Origin of the sequence: Tsukamurella hominis, assembly GCF_965137015.1 — a bacterium.
Lineage (GTDB): Bacteria > Actinomycetota > Actinomycetes > Mycobacteriales > Mycobacteriaceae > Tsukamurella > Tsukamurella hominis.
The window spans coordinates 48,615-73,067 of sequence record NZ_CBCRZG010000010.1 but is presented as its reverse complement, the minus strand read 5'-3'; the positions used below and the strand labels follow the sequence as shown (position 1 = coordinate 73,067).

Sequence of the window (24,453 nt, the reverse complement as noted above, 5' to 3'; positions counted from 1 at the left end):
TCAGTCGCGCCAGCTGCGCTCGAAGGGCAGGCGCCAGGCGTTCGGGGCGATGAGCTGGTGGATCGAGTTCGGCCCCCAGGAGCCGGGCTCGTAGAGCTTGACCGGCGGCGGATCGTCCAGCAGGGGGATGGACCGCTCCCACAGCGATTCGATGCCCTCGGCGGTGGTGAACAGGGTGTGGTCGCCGTGCATGGCGTCGAGGATCAGCCGCTCGTAGGCCTCGAGCACGTCGTCGGCGCGGTCGGTCTCCTCGGTGGAGAACTGCATGGACAGCTTCTCCAGCCGCATGCCGGGCCCGGGGCGCTTGCCGTAGAAGCTCAGCGACACCTTGGACTCGTCGGCGAGGTCGAACGTCAGGTGGTCCGGGCCCTGCTGGCCGATGCCCGAGCCGGCCGGGAACATCGACTTCGGCGCCTCCTTGAAGGCGATCGAGATGATCCGCATGCCCTGCGCCAGCTTCTTTCCCGTGCGCAGATAGAACGGCACGCCGGCCCAGCGCCAGTTGTCGATCCGCGCCTTGAGTGCGATGAAGGTCTCGGTGTCGGACTCCGGATCGACGCCCTTCTCCTGCCGGTAGCCCGCGTACTGGCCGCGGACCACGTCGTCGGGGTGGATGGGTTCGAGCGAGCGGAACACCTTGTTCTTCTCCTCCGAGATCGCCCGCGGCTCGAGCGCGGTGGGCGGCTCCATCGCGACGAACGCCATGACCTGGAAGAGGTGGGTGACGACCATGTCCTTGTAGGCGCCGGTCGGCTCGTAGAACGCGGCGCGCGCGTCGAGCCCCAGCGACTCGGGGATGTCGATCTGCACGTGATCGATGAAGTTGCGGTTCCAGATCGGCTCGAACAGCCCGTTGGCGAAGCGGAACGCGAGGATGTTCTGCGCCGCCTCCTTGCCGAGGAAGTGGTCGATGCGGAAGATCTGCTTCTCGCGGAAGGTTTTGTGCACCTCCGCGTTCAGCGCCAGCGCCGACTCCAGATCCTCGCCGAAGGGCTTCTCCATGATCACGCGCGAGCCTTCGGTGAGGCCCGCCTTCGCGAGGGTGTCGATCACCGTGGTGGCGGCCTTCGGCGGCACGCTCAGGTAGAACAGGCGGCGCACGCGCACGCCCTTGTCGGCGCCGAGTTCGCGCTCCTTCTCCGCCACGGCGCGGGCGAGCGCCTCCGGGCCGGCGGTGGTGTTCACGTACGACAGGTCGGGCTCGAACTCCGCCCACTGCTCGGGCGTCAGCTTGCGTGCGCCCACGTCGTCGATCGCCGTGCGGGCGAACTCGCGGAACTGAGCGTCGTCCATCTCGTCCAGGCTGGTGCCGATCACCCGGATGTCCGGGCCGAGCCCCGAGACGGCGAGATAACCGAGGCCGCACAACAGCTTCCGGCGCGACAGGTCGCCCGTGGCGCCGAACAGCACCACCACCGTCGGGTCGTGTTCCGGTGCCTTGCGCTGGCGCCCGGAGTAACTGCTCGGGTAAGCGATGGTCTGTGCCTCCTGCAGCCGGTCGGCCGCGTCGTCGGTCTCGCCGGTGTCCGCTGCTGGCGTGGTCTCGTCCGTCACGGTCCCATCGTTGCACCCGACGACGGTGCTCGCGCGCCGTCCGGCAGGGTAGGTCGGTCCTCAACCGGTGCCCTTGTCCGGGAGCAGCCGGACCGGGGCGGCGCCGACGAGCAGGAGCGGGTTGAAGTACTGCGCCGCGTGGCCAGCGCCCCGCCGGAGCCCCCAGTGCAGGCACGCGGCCGCGGGGCAGCCCTCGTGTCCGGCGGACACCCGCCCGAGCGGCGTCCCGATCCCCACCTCGTCGCCCCCGCGGACCGCGGGCTCCCCGATCGGCTCGTAGGTGGTGAGCAGGCCGTTCGGGTGCAGCACCGACACCACGACGCGGTCGTCCACCCGCCCGACGTGGTGCACCCGCCCGGCGCCCGCGGCGTACACCGTCTGCCCGGGGGCGGCAGCGAGGTCGGCGCCGCGGTGCCCCGGCTGCCACCGCTTCTCCGGGTTCGCGAAGGGCCGCGCGATCGCCGGCCGGGGGTCGAGCGGCCAGTCGTAGTCGCCGGCCGCCCGTGCGGGCGCGGCGCCGGCGAGGACGGCGAGGATCAGGGCGAGTGCCGAGCGGGTGACGATGCGCATGTCCCGACGGTGCCGCACGGCACCGTCGGGAACCGGCCCGGAACGGGGTGCCTGTGGAGGAAAACGGTCCATCCACAGGGCGGTTGCGATCGCCTCTTCCGGACCGTGTTCCGTCGGTGTTGCGGCGTACACTGCGACCCATGACCGCCGCGCCGCAGCATCCGGAGACGATGTCGCTGGAGCAGTGGCGTGCCTTGGGGGAGGACACATCGGCGCGGTTCGAGTTGGTGCGGGGGGTCGTGGACGTGTCGCCGATGCCGAGGCCGATGCATTCATTGGCGAGTTCGCTGCTGTGGCGGCAGATATTCGATCAAGCGCCCACGCCCGTACTGTGCCTGCAGGAGATCGAAGTGCTGGTCGCGCCCGGCGCGTGCCCCACGGTCCGAGTGCCCGACGTGGCGCTCGTCGAGCGCCCGGTGGAGCAGCCCATGCCCGCGGAGCGGGTGCGCCTGGCGATCGAGATCCTGTCCCCGGGCACCCGGCGCACGGACCAGGTGGTCAAGCGCGCCGAGTACGAGCGCGCCGGCATCGACGCGTACTGGATCATCGACCTCGACGGCGGCCCGTCGGCGCAGCTCCTCACGCTGGTCGATGGAACCTACCGTAGCGAGACGGTGCGGGGGACCTTCACGGCGACGGTGCCGTGCCCGCTGCGGATCGACCTGGACGCGCTGAGCCCGCAGGCCTGAGCTACCGCCCCCGGAGCTCGCGCGGCCCGCCGCCGAGGGCGTCGGCCGCGACCTGGAGCACCGGCGCGAGGAGCGGGGCGCGCAGGATCCAGCCGACGACCGCCCAGCCCAGGCCGAGGTGTTCGAGCCCGCGGCCGATCGCGGCGATGCCCGACGCGGTGCCCGTGCCGTCCGGTCGGGAGTACCGGACGCGGCGCAGGCCCGCTGGATGCTCCTCCGCCGCACGGATCGTCAGCTGCCCCGGCGCCCGCCGAGCGAACCACGCGCCGACCGGCGCGCACACCGAGCACGTCGCCGACACCCACAGCTCCGCCGGGGCGTTCCCGTCGACCGGCCGGAGGCGGGGGCGCCACGCGCGCACGGCTCGCCGGTACGCGCCCCAGGTGGGGCCGAACCGCGCGGTCAGCTCGTCGTCCTCGTGCCGCGCGGCGAGGACCGCTGCGAACACCGCCGCGAGCACCGCAGCCTCGGCGAGCCGCCATTCGAGGAGGGCCGCCGCCTCGACGAGCAGGATCGCCGCGGCGCACGCCTGCATCGGATTGGCCAGGTAGGCGTACGGGCCCGTCCGGACCAGGCGCGACGGCGGATCCCACGGGAACGGCGTGCCGCCGTGCTCGGCGAACTCAGCGACCGCGCGCTGCGCGACGATCGCGAGCAGCACGCCGGCCTGGATCCACAGCGACAGCACCGGCGGCGGCCACGCGGCGAGCGCCTCGCCCCACCCGCGGCCGGCGAAGCCCAGCGCGACCGTCGGCAGGCACCACGCCAGGATCGCCGTGAACAGCACCGTCTGCAGCCACGACCGCACCCGGAGGGCGCGGCCGCGCGCCGTCAGTTCGCCCAGCAGAAGTCCCGGCACGAGGGCTACGGCGACCGCCGCCGCCTCGCCCCACAGCCAGCCGGGGCCCAGGACCACGAGCGGCGCCAGCGAGGCCATCGCGATCAGATCGCCGGCCACGAGCACCGCGCCGGTGAGCGCGGGCCGCACCACCGCGCCGAGCAGGACGGGGACCGCGCCCCACAACACCGCCCAGCCGAGGACGACGTCCACCGGCACGCCCGCCCACACCGACCCCGTGACCGGCTGCGAGGCGGTGCCGAAGGACCACAGGCCGAGCCGGACCGCCGCGGCGTTGACGGCGAGCAGCGCCACCGCGTTCCACAGCGTCGCCAGCGCGGCTCCGGCGCGGCGCGGCCGGTCCGCGGTGACCGCCGCGGCGGCCGCGAGGAGCCACGGCACCAGCGCGACCGCCGGGCGCAGCACATCGAGGGGCAGATCCGTGGGCACGTCAGGAGGGCAGGGCCAGTGAGCCGATGAGGTAGTCCGCAGCGCGTTGCGCGACCGCACGCTCGAGCGGGGTCCAGTACGCCGCCGGCGTGAGGCGACGGTCGAACGTGAGCGACCAGGTGACGCGCGTGCCGCCGTCGACCGGCTCCCAGCGCACCGTCGACGCGCGCCAGGCGAGCCAGGTGGCGATCGGGGTGGCGTCGTGCTCCGCGACGTAGTCCACGGAGCGGTCGCCCGACCCGGCAACGCGGAGCGTCAGGGTCGACGGCGCCGTGCCCCAGTGGTGCCCGTGCAGCACCGCGGCGCGCTGCGGCGCGCCGCTGAGGACGACGTGCCGGGCGTCGCCCGGGTCGAGCCCCTCCGGGTGGTCCTCGAGCGGCCGAGGGAAGCCCAGCGCCAGCGCGCCCGAGAGCTCGGCGAACCGCAGCGGCGCGCCGACAGCGGCGCGGACCTGCTCGGGCGTGGCCGCCACGATGCGTTCGGCGGAGACGGTGTTCTCGGCGGGGAGCGACAGCGCGGGCACCGCGCCCTCGGTCGAGGCGACGGCGAGCAGCAAGGCGGGGACCGCGACCACCCGCGCGTCGTGTCCGCTCTTGCGGACGGCGTTGACCAGGGCGGCGACGAGCAGCGCCACGGCGTAGACCAGCGGGGCCGCGAAGAGGACGCAGACGACGCCCTCGCCCGCGAAGATCGTCGCGATCAGTAGGAATAGGGTCGTGCCCTTGAGCACGATGCCGTACGCGCTGGTCGACGGGCGCGAGATCACCAGCAGGGCGGCCAGCAGTGCGGGCAGCCCGACGTAGAACACCGAGGTCTGGTTGAGCCAACCGTTCATCGACCGCATGAGGAGGCTGCCGATCACGCACACCACGATGAGCGCCAGCATCGTCAGGACCGCGGGCCGCCGGCTCAGCGGCACGGCCTCCGGCTCGACTGACGTCGCCGCATCGGCGGACGCGTCCGCTTCCGAGGAGTGCTCGGCGTCGTCCGACGATGGAGCGGCCTCCGCCGGCTCGGGGACGTCCGCGGGCTCGGGTGCGTCGTCGGACCCCGGCGACGGGGGAGTGCTCACTGGCCCTCGTCGTACTTCCGCGCCGAGTTGCGACGCCACTCGTCGATCTTGCGGCCGACGCCGGTCGCGACGTCGGTCACGCCCTGCCCGACGGTGTTCACCGCGGAGGCGCCGAAGTCGCGCAGCGTGGTGATGAGCGGATCGGCGGAGGCGTCGAAGCCGTCCTTGTAGGTGCGGGCGGCGGTCTTGAACTCGTCGGCGGTGCTGGCGCGGTCGTCGTCGGTGCGCTGCGGGTACTCGCCGCCCAGGATGCGTCCGTAGTCGCCGCGCTCCACCCAGCGGTTCAGGTCGGCGGCGCGCAGCACGGAGAACGGGTGCGACTGCAGCTCCAGGTTGAGCAGCTTGAGCACGCCGTCGCGCAGGTCGCCGGTGCGCTCGTACTCGGCGGCCTGTGCGAGGAAGCGCTGCGTGTCCATCTCGCCGAGGCGGGTGCCGCCCGCCGTCTTCATGTGCACGCGCATGGCGACGTCCGGGTCCTGGACGCACAGCAGCCCGGCCCGGTCGCCCGACAATTCGGACTTGCGCTGCCACTCCATGAGCGCCGCGACGAGAGCGCGCAGCGCCCAGCCGCCGATCGGGATCAGGCCGAACGTGCCGGCCAGCCGCATGAGGTGCATGAGCATCGTGCGGTAGACGGCGTGGCCGGACAGGGCGTGGCCGAGCTCGTGGCCGATCACGAAGCGCTTCTCCTCCTCGTCGAGGAGCTCGAGCAGCCCGGTGTTGATCACGATGAAGGGCTTGTCCATGCCGATGGTCAGCGCGTTCACGGTGGGGCTCTGCACCACGTACAGCTCGGGGACGACGTCGGTGTCCAGGACCCGGGCGCAGTCGACGAGCATGTCGTGCAGGTCGCGGAACTGCCGGTCGTCCGCGCGCACGCCCGATGCGAGGAAGAGGAGGCGGTGCTGGCGCTCACGGAGCAGCGCCGAGATGGCCTTGAGGACGGTGTCGAAACCCTTGAGGCTCCGCAGCGCGACCAGCGCGGCGCGGTCGGCGGGGTGCTCCCAGGCGCGCGTACTGATTCCGGGCAGCGAACGGTAGGTTCGAGAGACTGAATCGGTCATACGGGCCACGTTACCGGCTCGCGGTTGGCGCTCGCTTGGCGATCACGAAGGACACCGCCGCGCCCACCGCGCAGAGCACCATGACGGTTCCGAGCACCACGGGGTTCCCGCCGATCCCGGCGAACAGGGCCGCGACACCGCCCAGCACCATCCGGGCCGCGCCGAGCGCCGCGGAGGCGGTGCCGGCCAGGTTCCCGTGGTCGTCGAGGGCGAGGGCCGCCACGGTCGGCATGACGAGGCCGAGGCTCGAGACGGTGACGAACAGCGAGACGATCACCAGCGGCGGATTCCCGATCGCCAGCGTGGCCAGCGACGCGACCGAGCCGATCACCATGCCGGCGAGGCCTATCCGCACCAGCGAGGCGACCGGCACGCGGCCCACGAGGCGTCCGCCGATCAGGTTCGTGGTGAGCAGGCCCACGGCGTTCACCGCGAAGACGATGCTGAACTGCGACTCGGTGTAGCCGTAGTGGCTCTGGAAGACGAAGGCGGAGGTGGAGATGTAGGCGAACATGGCCGCGAAGGCGAGGCCGCCGGTCAGCGTGAGCGCGACGAAGCGCCGGTCCCGCGCGAGGGACGCGAAGCCGCTCGCCACCGACGCCCAGCCCACCGGCCGACGGTCCGCCTTCGGCAGCGTCTCCGGCACCTTGGCGGCGGCGATCGCGAGCAGGGCCACGCCGAGCACCGCGAGCACCACGAACAGGCCGCGCCAGTCCATGAACCGCAGCAGTTGGGCGCCCGCGAGCGGCGCGACGATCGGGGCCACGCCGCCGACAGCCATGAGCGCGGCGATCATCCGGGCGGCGGCGACACCGTCGAACAGGTCCCGGACGATGGCGAGGCTCAGCACGATCCCGGCCGCGCCGGCGGCGCCCTGCAGCAGCCGCGCGATGTCCAGCAGGTACACGGACGGGGCGACCGCGCACATCAGCGAGCTGATGATGAACAGCGCCATCCCGACGACCATCGGCCGTCGCCGCCCGATCGAATCCGACAGCGGGCCCACGAAGATCTGCCCGACGGCGAGGCCGATCAGGCACGCGGTGAGCGTCGCCTGGATCGCCGGCTGCGAGGCGTCGAGATCCGCGGCGGCGGCGGGGAGGGCGGGGAGGTAGAGGTCGGTCGTGATGGGGCCGAACGCCGACAGCGAGCCCAGGATCAGGGCCAGCCGCAGGTTTCCTCGGGAGGCTGCGCGGGGTTGTGACACCCGTCAATCCAACCGCAGGTGCGCGGTCGCGGCGAAATCGGGAGCGAGGAGCAGCGTGCCGTCGGGACCGCGGCGGCACGCGGCCACGGCGAGGTGCGCCGGGCGGGCCAGGTCGCCGGGAAGGACTGCGCCGCCGTCGATCTGGTAGCGCGTGTTGGTCACCTTCCACGACCGCGCGGTCGGGTCGACGGGCGAGCGCGGCGGCCCCCCGACCCGCGAGGACACGTAGACCTCCGTCACCTCGGGCGGCCAGTCGAAGGTGAGCCGGCCGTCGGTGAGCGCCACGTTCGCGATCGCCGGGAACTCCGCCGGCGGTGCCGGCGCCGGGGATACGGGTCGCGGCTGTGCGGGAGTCGATGGCGCCGGCACCGGGGCGGGGCGGGCGTCGGAGCGGGCCTCGGCCGATGGAACCCCGTCGACCATCGCGATCACGGCGTAGACCGGCACCGCGCGACGGGGCGCGCCGCCGTCCTCGAGCCGGGCCTCGCGGGTGCGGCCGACGACCGTCCAGCCACCGTCGGGCCGCTGGCGGCTGACCTTGAAATCCGCCGCCGGATGCGGGGACGACCAGGTGACGAGCACGGCACCGTCGACCTGGCGCGCGGTGACGGCGGTGGGCGGCGCGGGCACCGGCGCGCTCGGTGCCGGCGGGGCGGTGGACGGCGGGGGCGCCGCGGCCACAGAGTGCGGGGCGGGCCCGGTCGCCGGGCCCTCCTGGGCGCGACGGACCTCGTCGATGGCGTCCTGCAGTGTGGGCTGCCCGGGCGGAGGGGGAGCGTCGAGGGCGCGCCGCTGCAGCAGGGCCAGCGCGCGGGCGGCGTCGGCGTACCGTCCGGCGGCGCGGGCCGCTGCGACCTCCCGCCAGAGCGCCGCGGCCTCGTCGAGCACGCACTGCGCCTCGTCGGCGACGGCGCGCAGCTGGGTGTTGGCCGTGCCGTCGTCGAGGGCGCTGGCCTCCGCGGCCAGGCGGGCCGCCTCGGCGGGACGGCCTCGGCGCAGGGCCGCGCGGGCGGCCTTGAGCGGCGCCTCCCACGCCCGCGGGCCGCCGGCCGGGGCAGGAGCGGCCGTCGGCGGTGCGGTCCGGGCGGATACCGATGGGGGTGGCGCGTGCCCGACCCCGCCGCCGTACTCGGCGGCCAGCTCGGCGAGTACCCGCTCGGCGGTGGCGCGGTCGAGGCCCAGGTCCTCGCCCTCGGTGGCGAGGTACTCGTAATCGGGGCCGATGAGCCGGTCCTCGATCAGGATCGCGGCGCGCACCTTGGGGCGCAGCACCTCCGCGGCGTCCTCGACCACGGCCCGGGCGTACGAGTCGGCGAGCGGGCCGCCGACGGCGAGCACCTCGCGCACGTGCACGCCCAGCTCGTCGAGCACCGCGCGGCCGCGGCCGGCGCGCATCTCACGCGCGCGGCGGTGCAGGATGTCGGCGCGCTCGCGGATCTCCACCCCGTCGTGCACGTCGGTGATCCCCAGCCCGAGCAGGGCGAACAGCGTGGGTACCGACTCGCCGCAGAGCTCGCTCCACTCCGTGAGCAGGGCCCGGATCTGCGCTCGGCGTTGGGCGGTCAGACCCGCGGGTGCGGGCTCGGGTGCGGGCGCGGCGCCCGGCAGCACGCGGTGCCGCCGCAGCCGGGTGGCGACCTCCGCCGCGGTCAGCCCGCCGAGCGCGCCGATCTCCTCGAGGCCCGGGACCTTCTCGGCGGGCACGCCGCCGTGGCGTTCGACGAGCCGCGCGATGGCGGTGTCGAGGATCTCGTACCGGGCGGCGTCCCGCTCCTCCCGCTCGGCGCGCACCCGCGCGGCCTCGGACGCGCGGCTCGCGGCGGACCGCAGCGGGGCGCTGCGCTGCTCGTGTTCGTCGACGAGCCGCGCGACCAGAGTGCGGTACTTCGGGTGGTCGCGCTGGCGCTGCCAGAAGCCCCACACCTCGTCGAGGCGCGCCGCGACCTCGGCGTCGCTGAGGCTCTCGGCATCGTCCAGGGGCAGGTCGTACAGCTCGAAGGCGTCGGCGTTCTCGGGGCCGCCGCGTCGGGCGACGTCCGCGAGCACCCGCTTGCGGTAGCCGTTGGGGTCGAACAGCGGCATCGGCGTCATGGCTGGCCCCTCAGTCGCGACGCCGCGACCGCTGCACCTGGCCGAGCTCGCGCTCCACGTCGGCCTGCGAGAGCATCGCCCCGGTCTGCGCGGACAGGGTGAGCGGCAGGTCGGCGTCCACGTGGTGGGCCGTCACGTGCAGGACCCCGTCGAAGCCCATCTCGAAGGTGATGCGCACCTCGCTCCCCGCAGGGTAGCCGGGCGGTATGTCGCGGATCGTGCCCTCCACCAACAGCTTCGCGTCGCCGAGGCGCTGCGAGGCGACCTGGCCCTGCTGCTCGACGACGGTGACCTCGATCTGCTGCTGGTCCTCGCGCATCGTGCCGAAGGAGCGGCGCACGCGGACCGGCAGCGTCTGGTTGCGCTCCACCAGCCACGTGACGCCGAGGTCCCCGTGATCGTGCACGGCGAGCACGCCGAAGCCGCGCGAGATCACGGTGTCGACCTGGATCTCGAGCATCCGCCGCACCAGCGAGACGGGCTGCTGGAAGGAGGCCGCGACGCGGGCGATCGAGTTCTCCAGCTCGGCCGCCTGCGCGTGCAGCGGGGGAGCGCCGTCGGGCAGTAGGCCGCGGGTCACGAGATCGGCTGCGACGAGGCGCTCCATCTCCAGCTTCTCGCCGTACAGGGCGGCGCCGCGGGCCACGGCGAGGTCCGGGTCGTGCAGCTCGCCGTCGAGGCCGAGTTGCTCGCGCAGGGCGCGGGCCACGGCCGGCATCCGCGAGGAGCCGCCGACGAGCAGCAGCCGGTCGACCTTGTGCACGCCCCGCTTCTCGGCGGTCTTCAGGCAGTCCCGCGCCAGGTCGACGGTGCGCCGCAGCAGCGGGGCCGTCATCTCCTCCAGCTCCGCGCGGGTCAGCGTGACGACCGCGCGGGCGCCGTCGTGTGCGATCACCACGTCGGTGCGGTCCGCGAGGGTCAGTTCGTGCTTGGCCCGCTCCGCCGCCAGGACCAGCGCCTGCGAGCCCGCGGAATCGTCGAGCGGGTCCTCCGCATCCGGGTTGGCCTCGCAGAACCGCTGCGACAGGTGCAGCGCGAGCCGCTCGTCCCAGTCGGCGCCGCCGAGCTGGTGATCGCCCTCCACCGCGAGCACGGAGATCCGCCGGTCGGCGAGCTCGATGACGGTGGCGTCGAATGTGCCGCCGCCGAGGTCGTAGACCAGCACCGTCTCGCGCGGCGCGCCCTTGCCGAGGTCGAGGCCGCCGTCGAGGCGCCCGAAGCCGTACGACAGGGCGGCCGCGATGGGCTCGGACAGCACGCCGGCCACGTCGAAGCCCGCGTAGACGCCCGCCTGGATCGTGGCGCGGCGCTCCTCGTCGCCGAAGTAGGCGGGCACGGTGATCACCACGCGCCGCACCGGCTCGCCGCCGCTGAACGCGACGTCGCCCGCCAGGCTCTTAAGGATGAGTGCGGACACCGCCGGGGCGGACCAGGTCTCGCCGTGCGCGCGGAAGCGCCACTGCGCGTCGCCCATCCGCCGCTTGACCAGGCTGCACACATGCTCGGGATCGAGGCGCGCCTCGCGGCGCGCACCCTCGCCCACGAGGTGGTCGTAGGCCGACGCGAACAGCACCACCGAGGGCACCGTCGCCTCCCCGCCGAGCCCGCGGACGATCTCCGGGCGACCGTCCACGCCGATGCGCGCGATCGCAGAATTCGTCGTGCCCAGGTCGATCCCGTAGACCCCCATGGCGGGATATTAGCAGCGCAGGCGGCGCGCTAGGGTGGGCGAGCATGAGCGTAGAGGACGCCCCGGCGGAGCCCGGGACCGGCGACGATCGCCTCGTCGAGCGGGTCGAGGACCTGGCCCGGATCCTCGCCCGCCAGGCCGGCACCGTCGAGCGGCTGGCGGATGCGGAGGGCGCGCGGGAGGCCCGGGACCGGGCCGGCGCCGACCTGCCGCTCGTGGTCGAGCTGTTCGCCCTCCTCGGTGAGGTGACGGCGTGCGCCGACACCGCCGAGTCCGAGCGGGAACGGGCTGCCTTCGCGGCGGTCGCGGCGCGGGTCGAGCGACTGCTCGTCGGGCGGGGCGGCACCGTCGGNCNNCCCGGGGTGGGGGAGGCGTTCGACCCGGCGGTGATGGAGGCGGCCGAGGTCGTCGCGACGGAGGACGAGGGGGAGGACCGGACCGTCGCCGAGGTGCTGGCGCCCGGCCTCAGCGTGCCGGCGCGGAATGTACGGCCCGCGCGGGTGGTGGTGCGAGCCTTTCGCTCAGCGTGAGTGAAAGGGAACACGGGTCGGCCGCGCGTCGTTGCACCCCGACATGTCCTCTGTGGAAACCCCGTCGCGCGTACCCGCGCTGCTGAAGAACTTCGGCTTCCAGATCATCGTCGGCCTCGTCGCCGGCGTGGTGCTGGGCCTGATCGCCCGGAACATGGCGCCCGCGGCCGACGGCAACGTGAACTGGCTGGTCGGCACGCTCAAGACGATCGGTTCCAGCTACGTCAAGTTGCTGACGGTGGCCGTCGTGCCGCTGGTGTTCACGGCGGTCATCGCGTCGATCGCGAACCTGCGCAACGTGACCAACGCCGCGCGGCTGGCCGGCAAGACGCTGCTCTGGTTCGCCATCACCGCCTTCATCTCGGTGATCATCGGCATCATCCTGGGCCTGGTGCTGCAGCCCGGCGCGCACACCACGGTCACCGGTGAGGGCAAGGCGCCGTCGAGCACCGGTTCGTGGTGGGCCTTCATCACGGGCCTGGTTCCGTCGAACTTCCTCGGCCTGCAGGCCAAGGTGTCCGACGGCTCCGTCTCGCTCAGCTTCAACGTGCTGCAGGTGCTCGTCGTCGCCGCCGCGATCGGCATCGCCGCGCTCAAGGTGGGGGAGAAGGCAGAGCCCTTCATCGCCCTCAACGCCTCGCTGCTCTCGATCATCCAGAAGGTGCTGTGGTGGATCATCCGCCTCGCCCCGATCGGCACCGCCGCCCTCATCGGCACCGCGGTCGCCACCTACGGCTGGGACGCCATCGGCTCCCTCGGCGTGTTCACGGGCGCGATCTACCTGGGCCTGCTGATCGTCGGACTCGTGGTGTACCCGTTGATCATCCGGGCGCACGGCCTCTCGGTGAAGCAGTTCTTCAGCGGCGTCTGGCCGGCCGCGCAGCTCGGCTTCGTGTCCCGCAGCTCCATCGGCACGCTGCCCGTCACCGAGCGGGTCACCGAGCGCAATCTCGGCGTGCCGCGCGAATACGCCTCCTTCGCGGTGCCGCTGGGCGCCACGACCAAGATGGACGGCTGCGCGGCCATCTACCCGGCGATCGCGGCGATCTTCGTGGCCCAGTTCTTCCACGTTCCGCTCGGCATCACGGACTACCTGCTCATCGTGGTCGTCTCGGTGATCGGCTCGGCCGCCACCGCGGGTACCACCGGTGCGACGGTCATGCTGACGCTGACCCTCTCGACCCTCGGGCTGCCGCTGGCCGGCGTCGGCCTGCTGCTGGCCGTCGAGCCCATCGTCGACATGGGGCGCACCGCGCTCAACGTCACCGGCCAGGCGCTGGTCCCGACCATCGTCGCCAAGCAGGAGGGCATCCTCGACGAGGACGCCTACAACGCGCCGCGCAAGGACGTCTACGCCGACGAGTCCGCCGAGGACCGGGTCCCCGCTACAGCGTGAGCACCACCCGCGTGCCCGCGGAGTCCGCCCGCCAGACGTCGGCGACGGACTCCGCGGGCACCGCGGTGACGTCCATCCCGATCCCCAGTTCGACCACCGCGGCGAGGATGTCCGGCCGCGCCGCGGCGACCTCCTGCGCGGTGAACGAGCCGAAGCCGCTGCCCAGCAGGCGGATGTCGGTCGAGCGCAGGAGCGCGCCGGGCAGCGCGATCTCCGCGCCCGCCATCGTGCCGATCTGCACGAACTCCGACGGTCCGCGCTTCTCCAGCGCCGCGAGGGTCAGTTCCGCGGGTCGGCCCCACAGGTAGTCGACGACCACGTCGATCTTCTCGCGGCGCAACGCCTCCGCGATCTCCGCCTCCGGGGCGCCCAGGTCGACGGTCGCGTCCGCGCCCACCGTCGCGAGCACGTCCGTGTTGCGCCCCGCCGCGATCACGCGGGCGCCGAGGTGGCGCGCGACGGCCACCGCGGGCCGGCCGGAGCCGCCGGTGGCGCCGAGCACCAGCACCGTCTGCCCGGGGCGGACGCGGGCGCGGACCGTCATCGCCATCCACGACGACATGACGGCGTTCACGGCCGCGGCAGCCTGCAGGTCGTCGAGCGCGTCCGGCACCTCGACCAGTGCGGCGGCGGGGACCGCGATCGTCGGGGCCGCGGTGCCCGGCGCCGAGACGTAGACCCGGCGGCCGTCCTCGGCGACGCCGACGCCGTCGACGCCGATGACGAAGCCCGGCGACGCGGGGGCGGCGTAGTGCCGGCCGTCGGCGATGCCGCGCGCGAGGTTGTGCAGCGCGACGGCCCGCATCGACACGGCGACGAGGTCGGGCCCGGCGGCGGGATCGGGGGCATCGGCCCAGACGGGCGCGTCGGCGTAGGTGGCGAGTGCTGCCTTCATGCGATCTCCTTAACGGTGTTAAATTCGCCACCACTTTAACACCGTTAAGGTGGTGGGGTGGGACTCTCACGGACGGATGTGGTGGCGGCGGCGCTGGAGGTGCTCGACGAGGTCGGGGTCGAGGGCCTGACCCTGCGCCGGATCGCCGACCGCCTGCAGGTCAAGGCGCCGGCCCTGTACTGGCACGTCGCGTCCAAGCGCGACCTGCTCGACGAGATGGCCACCGAGCTGATGCGGCGCGCCCTGCCCGCGGGGCCGCCCGCGCCCGACTGGCGGACCGAGCTGTCCGACGGTGCCCGTCGGTTGCGCGCCGCACTCCGCGCGCACCCCGACGGCGCCCGGGTCTTCAGCGGGTCGAAGTTCACCGACGTCGCCGTCGTGCGCGCGAGCGAGCGGCCCCTGCGCCTGCTGGTCGACGCCGGGTTCCCGCTGCGCGACGCCGCGCTCGCGATGTCCACCCTGCGGGATCTGGTCGTCGGGTTCGTCATCGAGGAGCAGGAGGTCTTCGGGCCCGACGGTGCCCCGGCCGAAGGGTACGACCCCGTCGCCCGCGCGACCGCGATCGGCGCCCAGGAGTATCCGCTCGCGGCGCAGGCCGGGCCGACGGCGTGGGGCGAGCCCGACGAGCGGTTCGACGACGCCGTGCGCTTCCTGCTCGACGGTCTCGCCGCGCGGCTACCCGGCTGAGTCCCGCCACAGGCGGCGCACCGCGCCGTTCACCTCGGCGGGGTGCTGGGTGTGCGGGTAGTAGCCGGGCACGCGCAGGCGCCGGGCGCCGATCCGCTCGGCGACGGCTTCGGCGCAGGCCAGGAGCGGCTCGCCCGCGTAGCGTCGATACTCCGCGGGAGCGTCGTCCCACGTGCCGGTGACGACCAGCGCGGGCCACGGCGCGGCGGCGAGCGGCTCCAACGGCGGGTCCGCCTCCCAGACCGGACGCTCGCGCATCGACGTGCTGACGGCGCGCAGCCGCTGCCGCGTCGGTTCCGGCATCGCCATCCCCATGCCCTCGGTCGACAGCCTCAGGAACTCGGCCGGATCGAGGTCGGGTGGGCCTGGTGCGGGCTCGGGGCGGACGCGGGCGAGCAACTCACGCACCGCGGGGTGGTCCGCCGCCGCGCGCAGGGCCGACGGCTGGATGAGGGCCAGCGAGCGCACGGCCTCCGGGCGTCGCGCCGCGGCCAGCATCGCCGCGAGCCCGCCGTTGGAGTGCCCGACGAGGTGCGCGCCGTCCGGGGAGGTGTCGAGGAGCGCGACGAGATCGTCGGCGTCCGTGTCGAAGTCGCTCCGATCCGTGTCGGGCGACCGGCCGTAGCCGCGACGGTCGACCAGCAGCAGGGGCCTGTCGTCGGCGAGCGGACGCTGCGCGGCGAAGCCGTACGCGTCGTCGTCGCCCCAGGTGAAGACGCCGTGCACGAAGATCGCGGGCGCTGCGCCCCGGCGGCTCGGATCGGCGGGCCGCCACGTGGTGACGTGGACCGGTGGGGACATCGCTGCTCCTCGGTCTCGGCCGCTCAGGCGGGGGCGAACGGCAGCGGCGGGCGGCCCTCCCAGATCCGGCGCGAGCGCTCCTCCGGATACGGCGCCGTCGTCGACGGGGTGTCGAGGAGCCGGGTGTTTCGGCCGTCGGCGTCGTAGCGGGGCCAGCCGGGATCGCCGGTGGCGCAGAACCGCACCCAGGTGTGCTGCAGCTCGTCCGACATCGCGCGCGCACCGTCCGGCGCGTCCTCGCCGAAGAGGAGCACACCAGTGGGGCAGTCCAGGGTCCCGAACGCGAGCGGCACGTCGATGCTGTGGCAGGCGCCGTAGACCTCGGAGGCGTACTGCATCTCGAACAGGTACGACGTGCCGCCGGCGTCGGCGTTCGCCTCGGCGAGCAATGCGGACGGCATCCGGAAGGTCGCGTCCGAGTACACGATCTCCACCATCTCGTCCGCCGACGCGTCCGGGTACGCGGCGCGGTACTCGGCGGGGTCGCCGGGGGCGAACACCGCCATCGCCGTGGCCGCGTCCTCCTCCGTGAACGTGCCGCGGACACCCATCATGATGCTGAACAGCCGGAACTCGTCGCGCATGTGTCCGACGAGGAGGTCGATGCCCGCGGCGTTCCCGTCGGTCAACGCCTCCCACGGGGGCTGCGGCAGGAGGTCCCCGTCGATGATCGGGCAGACGACGATCCCGAGGTGGGCGAGGCGCCCCCACCGTTCCTTGTGCGCGGGGGAGTCGGCGCACAGCGCGGTGACCTCCTCGGCGAGGCGCTGCGGCGGTACGTCCGCGAAGCCCGCCGCGGTGGGCGCGACGTCGAGGCGGTCCGCGAGCGCGGCCGTGACCTCCTTCGCCAGCGCCGGAGTGATGGTCAGGCCGGGGACCGAGTGGGTGATGGCCCGCCGGAACAGCGGCCGTGCCGCTGGGATCGTGAGCAGGGCGGCGACGGATCCCGCACCGCCCGAGGTGCCGGCGATGGTGACCGCCTCGGGGTCTCCGCCGAACGCCGCGATGTTCCGCCGGATCCACTCGAGCGCGGCGATCTGGTCGAGCAGGCCCCGGTTCGACGGTGCACCCTCGAGGAGCGCGAAGCCCTCGGCGCCCATGCGGCACTGGACGATCACGACCACGAGTCCCGCGCTGGTGAGGGCGGCGGGGTCGAACATGGGATCCGCCGCGGTGCCGGCCATGTAGCCGCCGCAGGAGATCCACACCAGGACCGGCAGGCCGGACCGTGCGGGGACGGGGGTGGACACGGTGACGGTGAGCCAGTTCGCGTCGTCCGAGGCCTCCGCCCGCGGCCCTGGGCCGGACTGCGGAGGTGGCGGCCCGAACTCGACGGCGGGGCGGACCCCGTCCCAGTGGGGGACCGGTGCCGGCGCCGCGAAGCGCAGCGCCCCCACGGGCGGCTGCGCGTACGGGATGCCGCGGAAGATCGCGGTGCCTCCGACGAGTTCGCCCTCGACGACGCCCTCCGCCGTCCTGATCCTCGGTCGCTTCTGCATGTCGGCTCCTTCGGTCTCGGCGTGTCCTGCCCTCGACGTTATCAGCCAGTTGTATTATTTCAAGTGTATTGGAATGATCGGGAGGAGTCGCCGTGCCGAAGCAGGTCGATCACCGGGAGCGCCGCGAGGGGATCGCCCGCGCGCTGTGGCGGGTGGTGGACGCGTCCGGCGTCCTCCGGCTGAGCCTGCGCGAGGTGGCGAAGGAGGCCGGAATGTCGCACGGCCAGGTGCAGCACTACTTCGCCTCGCGGCAGGAGCTGCTCGGCTTCGCGATGGACTTCGCCGCGGAGCAGACCGGGGCGCGTGTGGCGGACGGGCTGGCGCGCCTCGGAGTGGATCCGCACCCGCGCGACGTGCTGCGCCTGGTGCTGGTCGAAATGCTCCCGCTGCACCCGGATTCGCGCGCGACCAGCCGGATGAACGCCGCCTACGTCCTCGAGGCTTTGCACGACGAGGAGATTCGGGCTCGCACCCGCGAGGGAATGGTCCGGGGGCGCGCGCAGGTCGAGGAGCTCGTCGGTGCCGCGATCGCCGACGGCTGGATCGCGGCGGACCGCGCACCGTCGACCGAGACGGACCGGCTGCTCGCGCTGACCGGCCTGACGCCCCTGCTGGAGCTCGGGGTCGTCACCCCTGACGACGCCCTCGCCGCGATCGACCGTCATCTCGACGACCTGTTCGTGCGCTGAGCGGCGCGCTGCGACGGCGGATCTTTGCGGTGGGATTACTTGTGGGTAACCAAAGGTCGTCGATGCGCTCCGATCTCTTGGAGTTCCCTTTAGGGTTGCTCGCATGTCTGACCTGCTGGCAACCCTGAACGAGTACGTGTGGAGCCCCGCCCTGATCTACCTGTGCCTCGGGGTCGGCGTCTACTTCTCCATCCGCTCGAGGCTGGTGCAGGTGCGCCAGATCCCCGCCATGCTCGGCCAACTCCTCCACGGCGAGAAGTCCGCGTCGGGCGTGAGTTCCTTCCAGGCGCTCGCCATGTCCCTGGCGGGCCGCGTCGGCACCGGCAATATCGCCGGCGTCGCCACCGCGATCGCCTTCGGCGGACCGGGTGCCGTGCTGTGGATGTGGGTGATGGCCTTCCTCGGCGCGTCCACCTCGTACGTCGAGTGCACGCTCGGCCAGATCTACAAGGAGCGCGACCGCCTCACCGGCGAGTACCGCGGCGGGCCCGCCTACTACTTCCGCCGCGCCTTCGCGCACGGCAAGTACGCGGTCGTCGGCAACGTCTACGGCCTCCTCTTCGCCGCGGTCACCGTGCTGGCCTGCGGTCTGCTCATGCCGATGGTCCAGGCGAACTCGATGGCCGTCGCCATGGAGAGCGCCTGGGGCATCGAGCCCTGGGTCGCCGCCGTCGGCACCGTCATCGTGCTGGCCTTCGTGATCATCGGCGGCGTGAAGCGGATCGCGACCTTCGCCTCGGTCGTGGTGCCGTTCATGGCGATCCTCTACATCGCGGCGGCCCTGATCATCATGGCCTTCAACGCCGGCGCGATCCCCGGCGTCCTCGAGCTGATCGTCCGCGAGGCCTTCGACCTCTCCGCCGGCTTCGGCGCGCTCGTCGGGACCGCCGTCATGTGGGGCGTCAAGCGCGGCGTCTACTCCAACGAGGCCGGGCAGGGCACGGGCCCGCACGCCGCCGCGGCCGCCGAGGTCAGCCACCCCGCCAAGCAGGGCCTCGCGCAGGCCTTCGCCGTCTACGTCGACACGCTGTTCGTCTGCTCCGCCACCGCGTTCATCATTCTGAGCACCGGCGCCTACCGCGTCTTCGAGGGCGACTCCGCATCCGGCCGTGTGCTCGCCGACGGCGGTGCGCTCGTCGGCGACCCGGAGGTCGGTCCCGCGTACGCGCAGCAGGGCTTCGACACCGTCTTCAACGGCTCCGGCGCGAGCTTCATCGCGATCTCGCTGGCCTTCTTCTGCTTCACGACGATCGTCGCCTACTACTACATGGCCGAGACGAACCTGCGGTTCATCCTGGGCCGCGCGGCCACGGCGATCGTGCCCGTCGTCAGCGCCCCGCTCGGCCGCATCCTCACCATGCTGCTGCAGATGCTGATCCTGGCCTCGGTCGCGGTCGGCGCCGTGTCGACCGCGAAGGACGCCTGGGCGATGGGCGACCTCGGCGTCGGACTCATGGCCTGGCTCAACATCATCGGCATCCTGGTCCTGCAGAACGCGGCCTTCAAGGCCCTCCGTGACTTCGAGCGGCAGCAGAAGCTGGGGATCGACCCGCAGTTCGACCCGACCCCGCTGGGCATCGTCAACGCGACCTTCTGGGAGGAGCGCGCCGCCTCCCGGCGCGCCGATCCCGTCGACGCCTAGCCGGCGAGCGGCACCGTCGACCTGCGGAGTCCCGGCGATTTCGCAGGTCGGCGCCGCGGGCGTACACTTGCTCCTGCACTCCGTCCCTATGGCGGGGTGACTACGCGTGTTCCTCGAGGCGCCCGACGGGCGCTGCCGTGCAGCGCGGTCTCCTTCTCGAAGGAGTGCAGCGCGGCGGAACACCAGGACACCGCGCATCGCCTCTCGCTCGCTGACCAGCGGATCCGAGGGTCGTCGCGGCGTGTACAACTGCAACTACGAAAGAGGCATCATGGCTGTCGTCACCATGAAGCAGCTGCTGGACAGCGGCGCGCACTTCGGTCATCAGACCCGTCGGTGGAACCCGAAGATGAAGCGCTTCATCTTCACCGACCGCAACGGCATCTACATCATCGATCTGCAGCAGACGCTGACCTACATCGACAAGGCCTACGAGTTCGTCAAGGAGACCGTCGCCCACGGTGGCACCGTCCTCTTCGTCGGCACCAAGAAGCAGGCCCAGGAGTCGATCGCCGAAGAGGCCACCCGCGTCGGCATGCCCTACGTGAACCAGCGCTGGCTGGGCGGCATGCTCACCAACTTCCAGACGGTCCACAAGCGTCTTCAGCGCATGAAGGAGCTGGAGACCATGGAGCAGACCGGTGGCTTCGAGGGTCGCACCAAGAAGGAAATCCTCATGCTCACGCGTGAGAAGAACAAGCTCGAGCGCACCCTCGGCGGCATTCGCGACATGGCCAAGGTCCCCTCGGCCATCTGGGTCGTGGACACCAACAAGGAGCACATCGCCGTGGGCGAGGCCCGCAAGCTGGGCATCCCGGTCATCGCGATCCTCGACACCAACTGCGATCCCGACCTCGTCGACTACCCGATCCCGGGCAACGACGACGCGATCCGCTCCGCCGCGCTGCTGACCAAGGTCGTGGCTTCGGCCGTGGCCGAGGGCGTGCAGGCCCGCGCGGGTGTCGCCACCGGCGATGCCAAGCCCGAGGCCGGCGCCGGCGAGCCCCTCGCCGAGTGGGAGCAGGAGCTGCTGGAGTCCGCCACCGTCGCCGCTGAGGCCGCTCCCGCGGCGGAGGCCGCTGTGACCGAGGCGCCCGCCGAGACCCCCGAGGCCTGATCCGGTTTCGGACCGATTCCCTTCTACTGCAAGGAGCCGCATACATGGCGAACTACACCGCCGCTGACGTCAAGCGTCTCCGCGACCTCACCGGGTCGGGGATGATGGACTGCAAGAACGCGCTCACCGAGACCGACGGCGATTTCGACAAGGCCGTCGAGGTGCTGCGCATCAAGGGCGCGAAGGACGTCGGCAAGCGTGCCGGCCGTTCCACCGCCGAGGGCCTCGTGGCCGCCAAGGACGGCGTGCTCATCGAGCTCAACTCCGAGACCGACTTCGTCGCGAAGAACGAGGAGTTCCAGCAGCTCGCCGACGCGATCGTCGGCGCGGCTGCCGCGTCGGACGCCGCGACCGTCGAGGCCGTGCTGGAGCTGCCGCTCGAGGGCGAGACCGTCGCGTCGCGCATCGAGGCCGCCTCGGCCAAGCTGGGCGAGAAGCTCGTGCTGCGTCGCATCGCGCGCTACGACGGCCCCGTCGCCGTCTACCTGCACAAGCGCAGCTCGGACCTGCCGCCCGCCGTGGGCGTGCTGGTCTCGTTCTCGGGCGAGGGCGACGCCGCTGCCGAGGCCGCTCGCGGCGCCGGCATGCAGGTCGCCGCGCTCAAGGCGAAGTACGCCAGCCGGGACGAGGTTCCGGCCGACGTCATCGAGAACGAGCGTCGCATCGCCGAGGAGACCGCGCGTGCCGAGGGCAAGCCGGAGCAGGCGCTGTCGAAGATCGTCGAGGGCAAGACCGTGGCCTACTACAAGGACACCGTCCTCCCCGACCAGCCGTCGGTGACCGACAACAAGAAGTCGGTCCAGCAGGTGCTGGACGAGGCCGGCGTGAAGGTGCTCGCCTTCACCCGCTTCGAGGTCGGCCAGGAGTAACTCCTCCATCCCCGCGCACGAGGCCCGCACCGATCCGTCGGTGCGGGCCTCGTCGTGTGTCGGGCCTGTGCGATTGAACGCTGTTCTGGAGATTCCGACCTGGGGTTTTCCTCTCCAGAACGTCGTTCAATCGCGGAGCGGGGTGGGCGTGCAGAAATCTTCAAGCCCGACGGTGCCGCCGGCTGCCAGTCTGGGAGGCATGAACACCACACGCACTGACACGAACATCTGGCCCGGACTCACCTACGACGACGCGCTCGCCGCGCGGGAGTGGCTGCGGCGGATCGGCTTCGAGGAGGGGATCCTCGTCGAGGGCGACGGCGACGGCGAGGTCGTCCACTCCGAGATGCTGTGGCCCGACGGCGGCCGCGTCATGGTCCACTCCGCCTGTAAGCAGGACACGACGTTCTCGACCCCGCGGGGCAGCGGCAGCGTCTACGTGGTCGTCACCGACCCCGACGCCGTCTACGGCCGCGCGCAGGAGCTCGGCGCCCGCCTGGTGCGGGAGATGCGCGAGGAGGACTATGGGTCCAAGGGATTCTCCGTCGCCGACCCGGAGGGTAACACGTGGAGTTTCGGTACCTACGCGGGGTGACCGCGCCCGGGATCGCCCGGGCGGCGGCCTACGACATCAGCGGAGCCGTCCCGGGCACCCACCTCGCCGTCCCCTCGCCGTCCCTCACGATGATCATCGACCTGGGGCACGGCCTGGACCTGACGGGGCCGGGCCTACCGGACCGCACCACCTTCCGCCTCTGCATCTCGGGCATGCACCCCACGCCGTACCTGGTGCACCACGACGGGCTCCAGCGCGGCGTCCAGGTGGACGTGCGGCCGAGCCTGGTCCGCGCCCTCACCGGTGCTCCCGCGGCCGAGCTCGGGGGAGAGGCCGTCGAACTGGACGCCCTGCACCCGGGGCTCGCGGCCGAGCTGTACGGCCGCGTGGCGGCGGCGCCCGACGCCGACCGCGAGACCGTCGCGGCCGCCGTCCTGGCGCGGTACGCGACATCGGGACGCGAGGTCCAGCCCGACGCCGCCGCGGCGTGGGCCCACCTCGCCGCCCGGCAGGGGCGGGTCACCGTCGCCGAGCTCGTCGAGCGGTCGGGGTGGTCGGCCCGGTACCTGGCGATGAAGTTCACCGCCGAGTTCGGCATGGGGATCAAGCAGGCCGCCCGCCTCATGCGCTTCGACGCCGCCCGACGGGCGCTCGAGGCGGGGGAGGCCGCCGCCGACGTGGCCGCGTCGGCGGGCTACGCCGACCAGGCGCACCTGAGCCGCGACGTGCGCGCGTTCCTCGGGTACTCGCCGTCGGCGTACCTCGCGCGTCGCAGGAGCGAATTCACGCCTGTGTAGTGTCGCCGGGGTGTCCTGGATCCGGCGTGCGATCGCATTCGCCCTCGTGGCGTGCCTCGTCCTCGCCGTCGGGGCGTCCACCGCGATCGGCGGGGGCAGCGGCTACGAGCACCACCAGACGAACGGCGTGAGCTACATCCCGGACCTCCCGGGCGGCGCCCAGTACGTCTCCATGGGCGACAGTTACGCGGCGTCGGGCTCCCACGCCAAGGTGCGCCCGATGGATCTCTGCGCGCGCAACGGCGACGACCTCGGCCACGTCCTCGCGCAGCGGCTGCAGCCCTACTCCTTCACCGATCGCGCCTGTTCCGGCGCGACGCTCGACGACCTCACCCAGCCGTCGCCGAAGCCGAACACCTCCCCGCAGCTGTACGGCGTCGGGCCGTACACCCGACTCGTCACCGTCATCATCGGGGCAAACTCCCTGGGCTTCGGCAACATCGTCGTGCACTGTCTCGGCAACCCCGACGACCGCTGCGCCGCCGCCGCCACCCAGGACCTCCCCGGCTCGCAGGGCTGGAACTTCGTGCGCGCGCAGTACGCCGCCACCGTCGACGCCATCAAGAAGGCCGCCGCGCCGGACGTGCGGGTCGTCCTCGTCGGCTACCTCCCGCTGTTCCCGCTCGACGGTCCGCCCGACCTCGTGTGCCTGGACCGCGCCGGTATCCCCGCGGAGAACGTCGACCACTGGCGCACCTGGTACCGCAGCCTCGACCGGCTCATCCGCGAGGTCGCCGCGGACCGTCGGGTGATGTACGTCCAGCCCCCGATGGACCGCACCGCGTGCGACCCCGATCCCTACGTGCGGCTCGGCGGGATCAAGCTCGCAGCGCAGGAGCCGGAGGCCAACGGATTGCATCCGACGGTGGCCGGACAGCGTGCGTTGGGCAACCTGATCGAGGACCGGCTCCGAGGAACTGCGCCGCCCGCATAGGATGGTCGTCGTGACGGACACGGCCCAGGGACAGCAGACGGATCAGGACACGGAGCATCAGGTGCGGCACGGCTACAAGCGCGTGCTGCTCAAGCTGGGCGGCGAGATGTTCGGCGGCGGAGAAGTGGGGCTCGACCCCGACGTGGTGAGCACGGTGGCGCAGCAGATCGCCGAGGTCTCGCGCAGCGGCCACGAGGTCGCGGTCGTCATCGGTGGCGGCAACTTCTTCCGCGGCGCGGAACTGCAGAACCGCGGCATGGACCGCGCCCGCTCGGACTACATGGGCATGCTCGGCACGGTGATGAACTGCCTCGCTCTGCAGGACTTCCTGCAGAAGCAGGGCGTCGACACCCGGGTGCAGACCGCCATCACCATGGGGCAGGTCGCGGAGCCGTACCTGCCGCTGCGCGCCAAGCGCCACCTCGAGAAGGGCCGCGTCGTGATCTTCGGCGCCGGTATGGGCATGCCCTACTTCTCCACGGACACCACCGCGGCGCAGCGCGCGCTGGAGATCGGCGCCGAGGTCGTCCTCATGGCGAAGGCCGTGGACGGCGTGTACGACAGCGACCCCCGCACCAACCCCGACGCGAAGCTGTTCGACGAGATCACGCACCGAGCGGCGCTCGAGAAGGGCCTCAAGGTGGCCGACGCGACCGCGTTCAGCCTCTGCATGGACAACAGGATGCCGATGCTGGTGTTCAATCTTCTGGAGGAGGGGAACATCGCCCGCGCCGTCGCGGGGGAGAAGATCGGCACCCTCGTCCGGCCGTGACGCCGGACCCGACCATTCATTTCACAGCAAAGGACGTGTGACCC

At 72.6% G+C, this 24,453-nt stretch carries 23 protein-coding genes; 12 read left to right on the top strand and 11 right to left on the bottom strand.

All coding sequences use genetic code 11. From position 1 onward, the window contains the following. Both zwf and ACM9LD_RS14190 read right to left on the bottom strand, forming a co-directional pair. Window positions 1–1,494 carry a glucose-6-phosphate dehydrogenase gene (gene zwf, locus ACM9LD_RS14195; protein ID WP_415677344.1) on the bottom strand — a complete coding sequence of 498 codons (1,494 nt, stop codon included), beginning with the start codon at window positions 1,492–1,494 and terminating at the stop codon, window positions 1–3. 120 nt (window positions 1,495–1,614) lie between these two features. After that, window positions 1,615–2,124 (bottom strand): M23 family metallopeptidase, encoded by a 510-nt coding sequence (locus ACM9LD_RS14190; RefSeq protein WP_415677274.1) that lies wholly within the window; start codon window positions 2,122–2,124, stop codon window positions 1,615–1,617. Window positions 2,125–2,264: 140 nt separating this feature from the next. On the opposite strand from ACM9LD_RS14190, the gene ACM9LD_RS14185 reads away from it, so the two are divergent. Continuing rightward, window positions 2,265–2,813, top strand: coding sequence for a Uma2 family endonuclease (locus ACM9LD_RS14185; RefSeq protein ID WP_415677273.1), 549 nt, complete (start codon window positions 2,265–2,267; stop codon window positions 2,811–2,813). Window position 2,814: 1 nt separating this feature from the next. Here the strand turns inward: ACM9LD_RS14185 and ACM9LD_RS14180 are convergent, their stop codons facing one another. From ACM9LD_RS14180 to ACM9LD_RS14155, 6 genes are read right to left on the bottom strand one after another with little or no spacing between them, the layout of a single operon-like run. Continuing rightward, complete coding sequence (locus ACM9LD_RS14180) at window positions 2,815–4,101, bottom strand: methyltransferase family protein (protein ID WP_415677272.1); 1,287 nt, start codon at window positions 4,099–4,101, stop codon at window positions 2,815–2,817. Between the two features lies 1 nt (window position 4,102). Then, window positions 4,103–5,173, bottom strand: coding sequence for an SRPBCC family protein (locus ACM9LD_RS14175; RefSeq protein ID WP_415677271.1), 1,071 nt, complete (start codon window positions 5,171–5,173; stop codon window positions 4,103–4,105). Beyond that, entirely contained in the window at window positions 5,170–6,237 is a 1,068-nt protein-coding gene (locus tag ACM9LD_RS14170) for a M48 family metallopeptidase (protein WP_415677270.1), read from the bottom strand. The genes ACM9LD_RS14175 and ACM9LD_RS14170 overlap by 4 nt, the downstream gene beginning before the upstream one ends. 10 nt (window positions 6,238–6,247) lie before the next feature. After that, on the bottom strand, window positions 6,248–7,444 hold the full coding sequence (locus tag ACM9LD_RS14165; protein WP_415677269.1) for a multidrug effflux MFS transporter: 1,197 nt from the start codon (window positions 7,442–7,444) through the stop codon (window positions 6,248–6,250). 3 nt (window positions 7,445–7,447) lie between these two features. After that, window positions 7,448–9,535 carry a hypothetical protein gene (locus ACM9LD_RS14160; protein WP_415677268.1) on the bottom strand — a complete coding sequence of 696 codons (2,088 nt, stop codon included), beginning with the start codon at window positions 9,533–9,535 and terminating at the stop codon, window positions 7,448–7,450. Between the two features lie 10 nt (window positions 9,536–9,545). Beyond that, complete coding sequence (locus ACM9LD_RS14155; RefSeq protein WP_415677267.1) at window positions 9,546–11,225, bottom strand: Hsp70 family protein; 1,680 nt, start codon at window positions 11,223–11,225, stop codon at window positions 9,546–9,548. Between the two features lie 362 nt (window positions 11,226–11,587). On the opposite strand from ACM9LD_RS14155, the gene grpE reads away from it, so the two are divergent. Together grpE and ACM9LD_RS14145 are read left to right on the top strand one after the other, a co-directional pair. Further along, window positions 11,588–11,755 (top strand): nucleotide exchange factor GrpE, encoded by a 168-nt coding sequence (gene grpE, locus ACM9LD_RS14150; RefSeq protein ID WP_415677343.1) that lies wholly within the window; start codon window positions 11,588–11,590, stop codon window positions 11,753–11,755. 43 nt (window positions 11,756–11,798) lie between these two features. Then, a complete protein-coding gene (locus ACM9LD_RS14145; RefSeq protein ID WP_415677266.1) occupies window positions 11,799–13,151 on the top strand; it encodes a dicarboxylate/amino acid:cation symporter in 1,353 nt (450 codons plus the stop codon). Here the strand turns inward: ACM9LD_RS14145 and ACM9LD_RS14140 are convergent. Beyond that, the gene (locus ACM9LD_RS14140; RefSeq protein WP_415677265.1) at window positions 13,141–14,046 is read right to left on the bottom strand and encodes a zinc-binding dehydrogenase; all 906 of its coding nucleotides are present in this window, start codon (window positions 14,044–14,046) and stop codon (window positions 13,141–13,143) included. The two genes, ACM9LD_RS14145 and ACM9LD_RS14140, sit on opposite strands and share 11 nt — an antisense overlap. Before the next feature lie 57 nt (window positions 14,047–14,103). Between ACM9LD_RS14140 and ACM9LD_RS14135 the strand changes: the two genes are divergently transcribed. Further along, window positions 14,104–14,733 (top strand): TetR/AcrR family transcriptional regulator C-terminal domain-containing protein, encoded by a 630-nt coding sequence (locus ACM9LD_RS14135; protein ID WP_415677264.1) that lies wholly within the window; start codon window positions 14,104–14,106, stop codon window positions 14,731–14,733. On the opposite strand, the gene ACM9LD_RS14130 is transcribed toward ACM9LD_RS14135, so the two are convergent. Further along, entirely contained in the window at window positions 14,722–15,534 is an 813-nt protein-coding gene (locus ACM9LD_RS14130) for an alpha/beta fold hydrolase (protein ID WP_415677263.1), read from the bottom strand. The two genes, ACM9LD_RS14135 and ACM9LD_RS14130, sit on opposite strands and share 12 nt — an antisense overlap. Before the next feature lie 23 nt (window positions 15,535–15,557). Beyond that, window positions 15,558–17,033 (bottom strand): carboxylesterase/lipase family protein, encoded by a 1,476-nt coding sequence (locus ACM9LD_RS14125; RefSeq protein WP_415677262.1) that lies wholly within the window; start codon window positions 17,031–17,033, stop codon window positions 15,558–15,560. 92 nt (window positions 17,034–17,125) lie between these two features. Between ACM9LD_RS14125 and ACM9LD_RS14120 the strand changes: the two genes are divergently transcribed. The 8 genes from ACM9LD_RS14120 (at window position 17,126) to pyrH (ending at window position 24,409) form a co-directional block, all read left to right on the top strand. Next, window positions 17,126–17,722 (top strand): TetR/AcrR family transcriptional regulator, encoded by a 597-nt coding sequence (locus ACM9LD_RS14120; RefSeq protein WP_415677261.1) that lies wholly within the window; start codon window positions 17,126–17,128, stop codon window positions 17,720–17,722. A gap of 103 nt (window positions 17,723–17,825) precedes the next feature. After that, on the top strand, window positions 17,826–19,364 hold the full coding sequence (locus ACM9LD_RS14115) for an alanine/glycine:cation symporter family protein (protein WP_415677260.1): 1,539 nt from the start codon (window positions 17,826–17,828) through the stop codon (window positions 19,362–19,364). A gap of 271 nt (window positions 19,365–19,635) precedes the next feature. Beyond that, on the top strand, window positions 19,636–20,481 hold the full coding sequence (gene rpsB, locus ACM9LD_RS14110; RefSeq protein WP_415677259.1) for a 30S ribosomal protein S2: 846 nt from the start codon (window positions 19,636–19,638) through the stop codon (window positions 20,479–20,481). Window positions 20,482–20,525: 44 nt separating this feature from the next. After that, window positions 20,526–21,350, top strand: coding sequence for a translation elongation factor Ts (gene tsf, locus ACM9LD_RS14105; protein ID WP_415677258.1), 825 nt, complete (start codon window positions 20,526–20,528; stop codon window positions 21,348–21,350). 199 nt (window positions 21,351–21,549) lie between these two features. Further along, window positions 21,550–21,945, top strand: coding sequence for a VOC family protein (locus tag ACM9LD_RS14100; RefSeq protein ID WP_415677257.1), 396 nt, complete (start codon window positions 21,550–21,552; stop codon window positions 21,943–21,945). Beyond that, a complete protein-coding gene (locus ACM9LD_RS14095; RefSeq protein WP_415677256.1) occupies window positions 21,942–22,703 on the top strand; it encodes a helix-turn-helix domain-containing protein in 762 nt (253 codons plus the stop codon). Before ACM9LD_RS14100 ends, ACM9LD_RS14095 begins: the two co-directional genes overlap by 4 nt. A gap of 10 nt (window positions 22,704–22,713) precedes the next feature. Next, window positions 22,714–23,637, top strand: coding sequence for an SGNH/GDSL hydrolase family protein (locus ACM9LD_RS14090; RefSeq protein WP_415677255.1), 924 nt, complete (start codon window positions 22,714–22,716; stop codon window positions 23,635–23,637). 1 nt (window position 23,638) lies between these two features. Then, window positions 23,639–24,409 (top strand): UMP kinase, encoded by a 771-nt coding sequence (gene pyrH, locus ACM9LD_RS14085; protein ID WP_415677254.1) that lies wholly within the window; start codon window positions 23,639–23,641, stop codon window positions 24,407–24,409. Window positions 24,410–24,453 lie beyond the last annotated feature (44 nt).

Excerpts from the sequence above, each read along its gene's own strand:
- ACM9LD_RS14160 (WP_415677268.1), bottom strand. The coding sequence starts at position 9,535 with ATGACGCCGATGCCGCTGTTCGACCCCAACGGCTACCGCAAGCGGGTG.
- pyrH (WP_415677254.1), top strand. The coding sequence starts at position 23,639 with ATGGTCGTCGTGACGGACACGGCCCAGGGACAGCAGACGGATCAGGAC.
- ACM9LD_RS14185 (WP_415677273.1), top strand. The coding sequence starts at position 2,265 with ATGACCGCCGCGCCGCAGCATCCGGAGACGATGTCGCTGGAGCAGTGG.
- ACM9LD_RS14145 (WP_415677266.1), top strand. The coding sequence starts at position 11,799 with ATGTCCTCTGTGGAAACCCCGTCGCGCGTACCCGCGCTGCTGAAGAAC.
- ACM9LD_RS14125 (WP_415677262.1), bottom strand. The coding sequence starts at position 17,033 with ATGCAGAAGCGACCGAGGATCAGGACGGCGGAGGGCGTCGTCGAGGGC.
- ACM9LD_RS14170 (WP_415677270.1), bottom strand. The coding sequence starts at position 6,237 with ATGACCGATTCAGTCTCTCGAACCTACCGTTCGCTGCCCGGAATCAGT.
- ACM9LD_RS14130 (WP_415677263.1), bottom strand. The coding sequence starts at position 15,534 with ATGTCCCCACCGGTCCACGTCACCACGTGGCGGCCCGCCGATCCGAGC.
- ACM9LD_RS14140 (WP_415677265.1), bottom strand. The coding sequence starts at position 14,046 with ATGAAGGCAGCACTCGCCACCTACGCCGACGCGCCCGTCTGGGCCGAT.
- tsf (WP_415677258.1), top strand. The coding sequence starts at position 20,526 with ATGGCGAACTACACCGCCGCTGACGTCAAGCGTCTCCGCGACCTCACC.
- ACM9LD_RS14190 (WP_415677274.1), bottom strand. The coding sequence starts at position 2,124 with ATGCGCATCGTCACCCGCTCGGCACTCGCCCTGATCCTCGCCGTCCTC.
- ACM9LD_RS14100 (WP_415677257.1), top strand. The coding sequence starts at position 21,550 with ATGAACACCACACGCACTGACACGAACATCTGGCCCGGACTCACCTAC.
- ACM9LD_RS14115 (WP_415677260.1), top strand. The coding sequence starts at position 17,826 with ATGTCTGACCTGCTGGCAACCCTGAACGAGTACGTGTGGAGCCCCGCC.
- rpsB (WP_415677259.1), top strand. The coding sequence starts at position 19,636 with ATGGCTGTCGTCACCATGAAGCAGCTGCTGGACAGCGGCGCGCACTTC.
- ACM9LD_RS14155 (WP_415677267.1), bottom strand. The coding sequence starts at position 11,225 with ATGGGGGTCTACGGGATCGACCTGGGCACGACGAATTCTGCGATCGCG.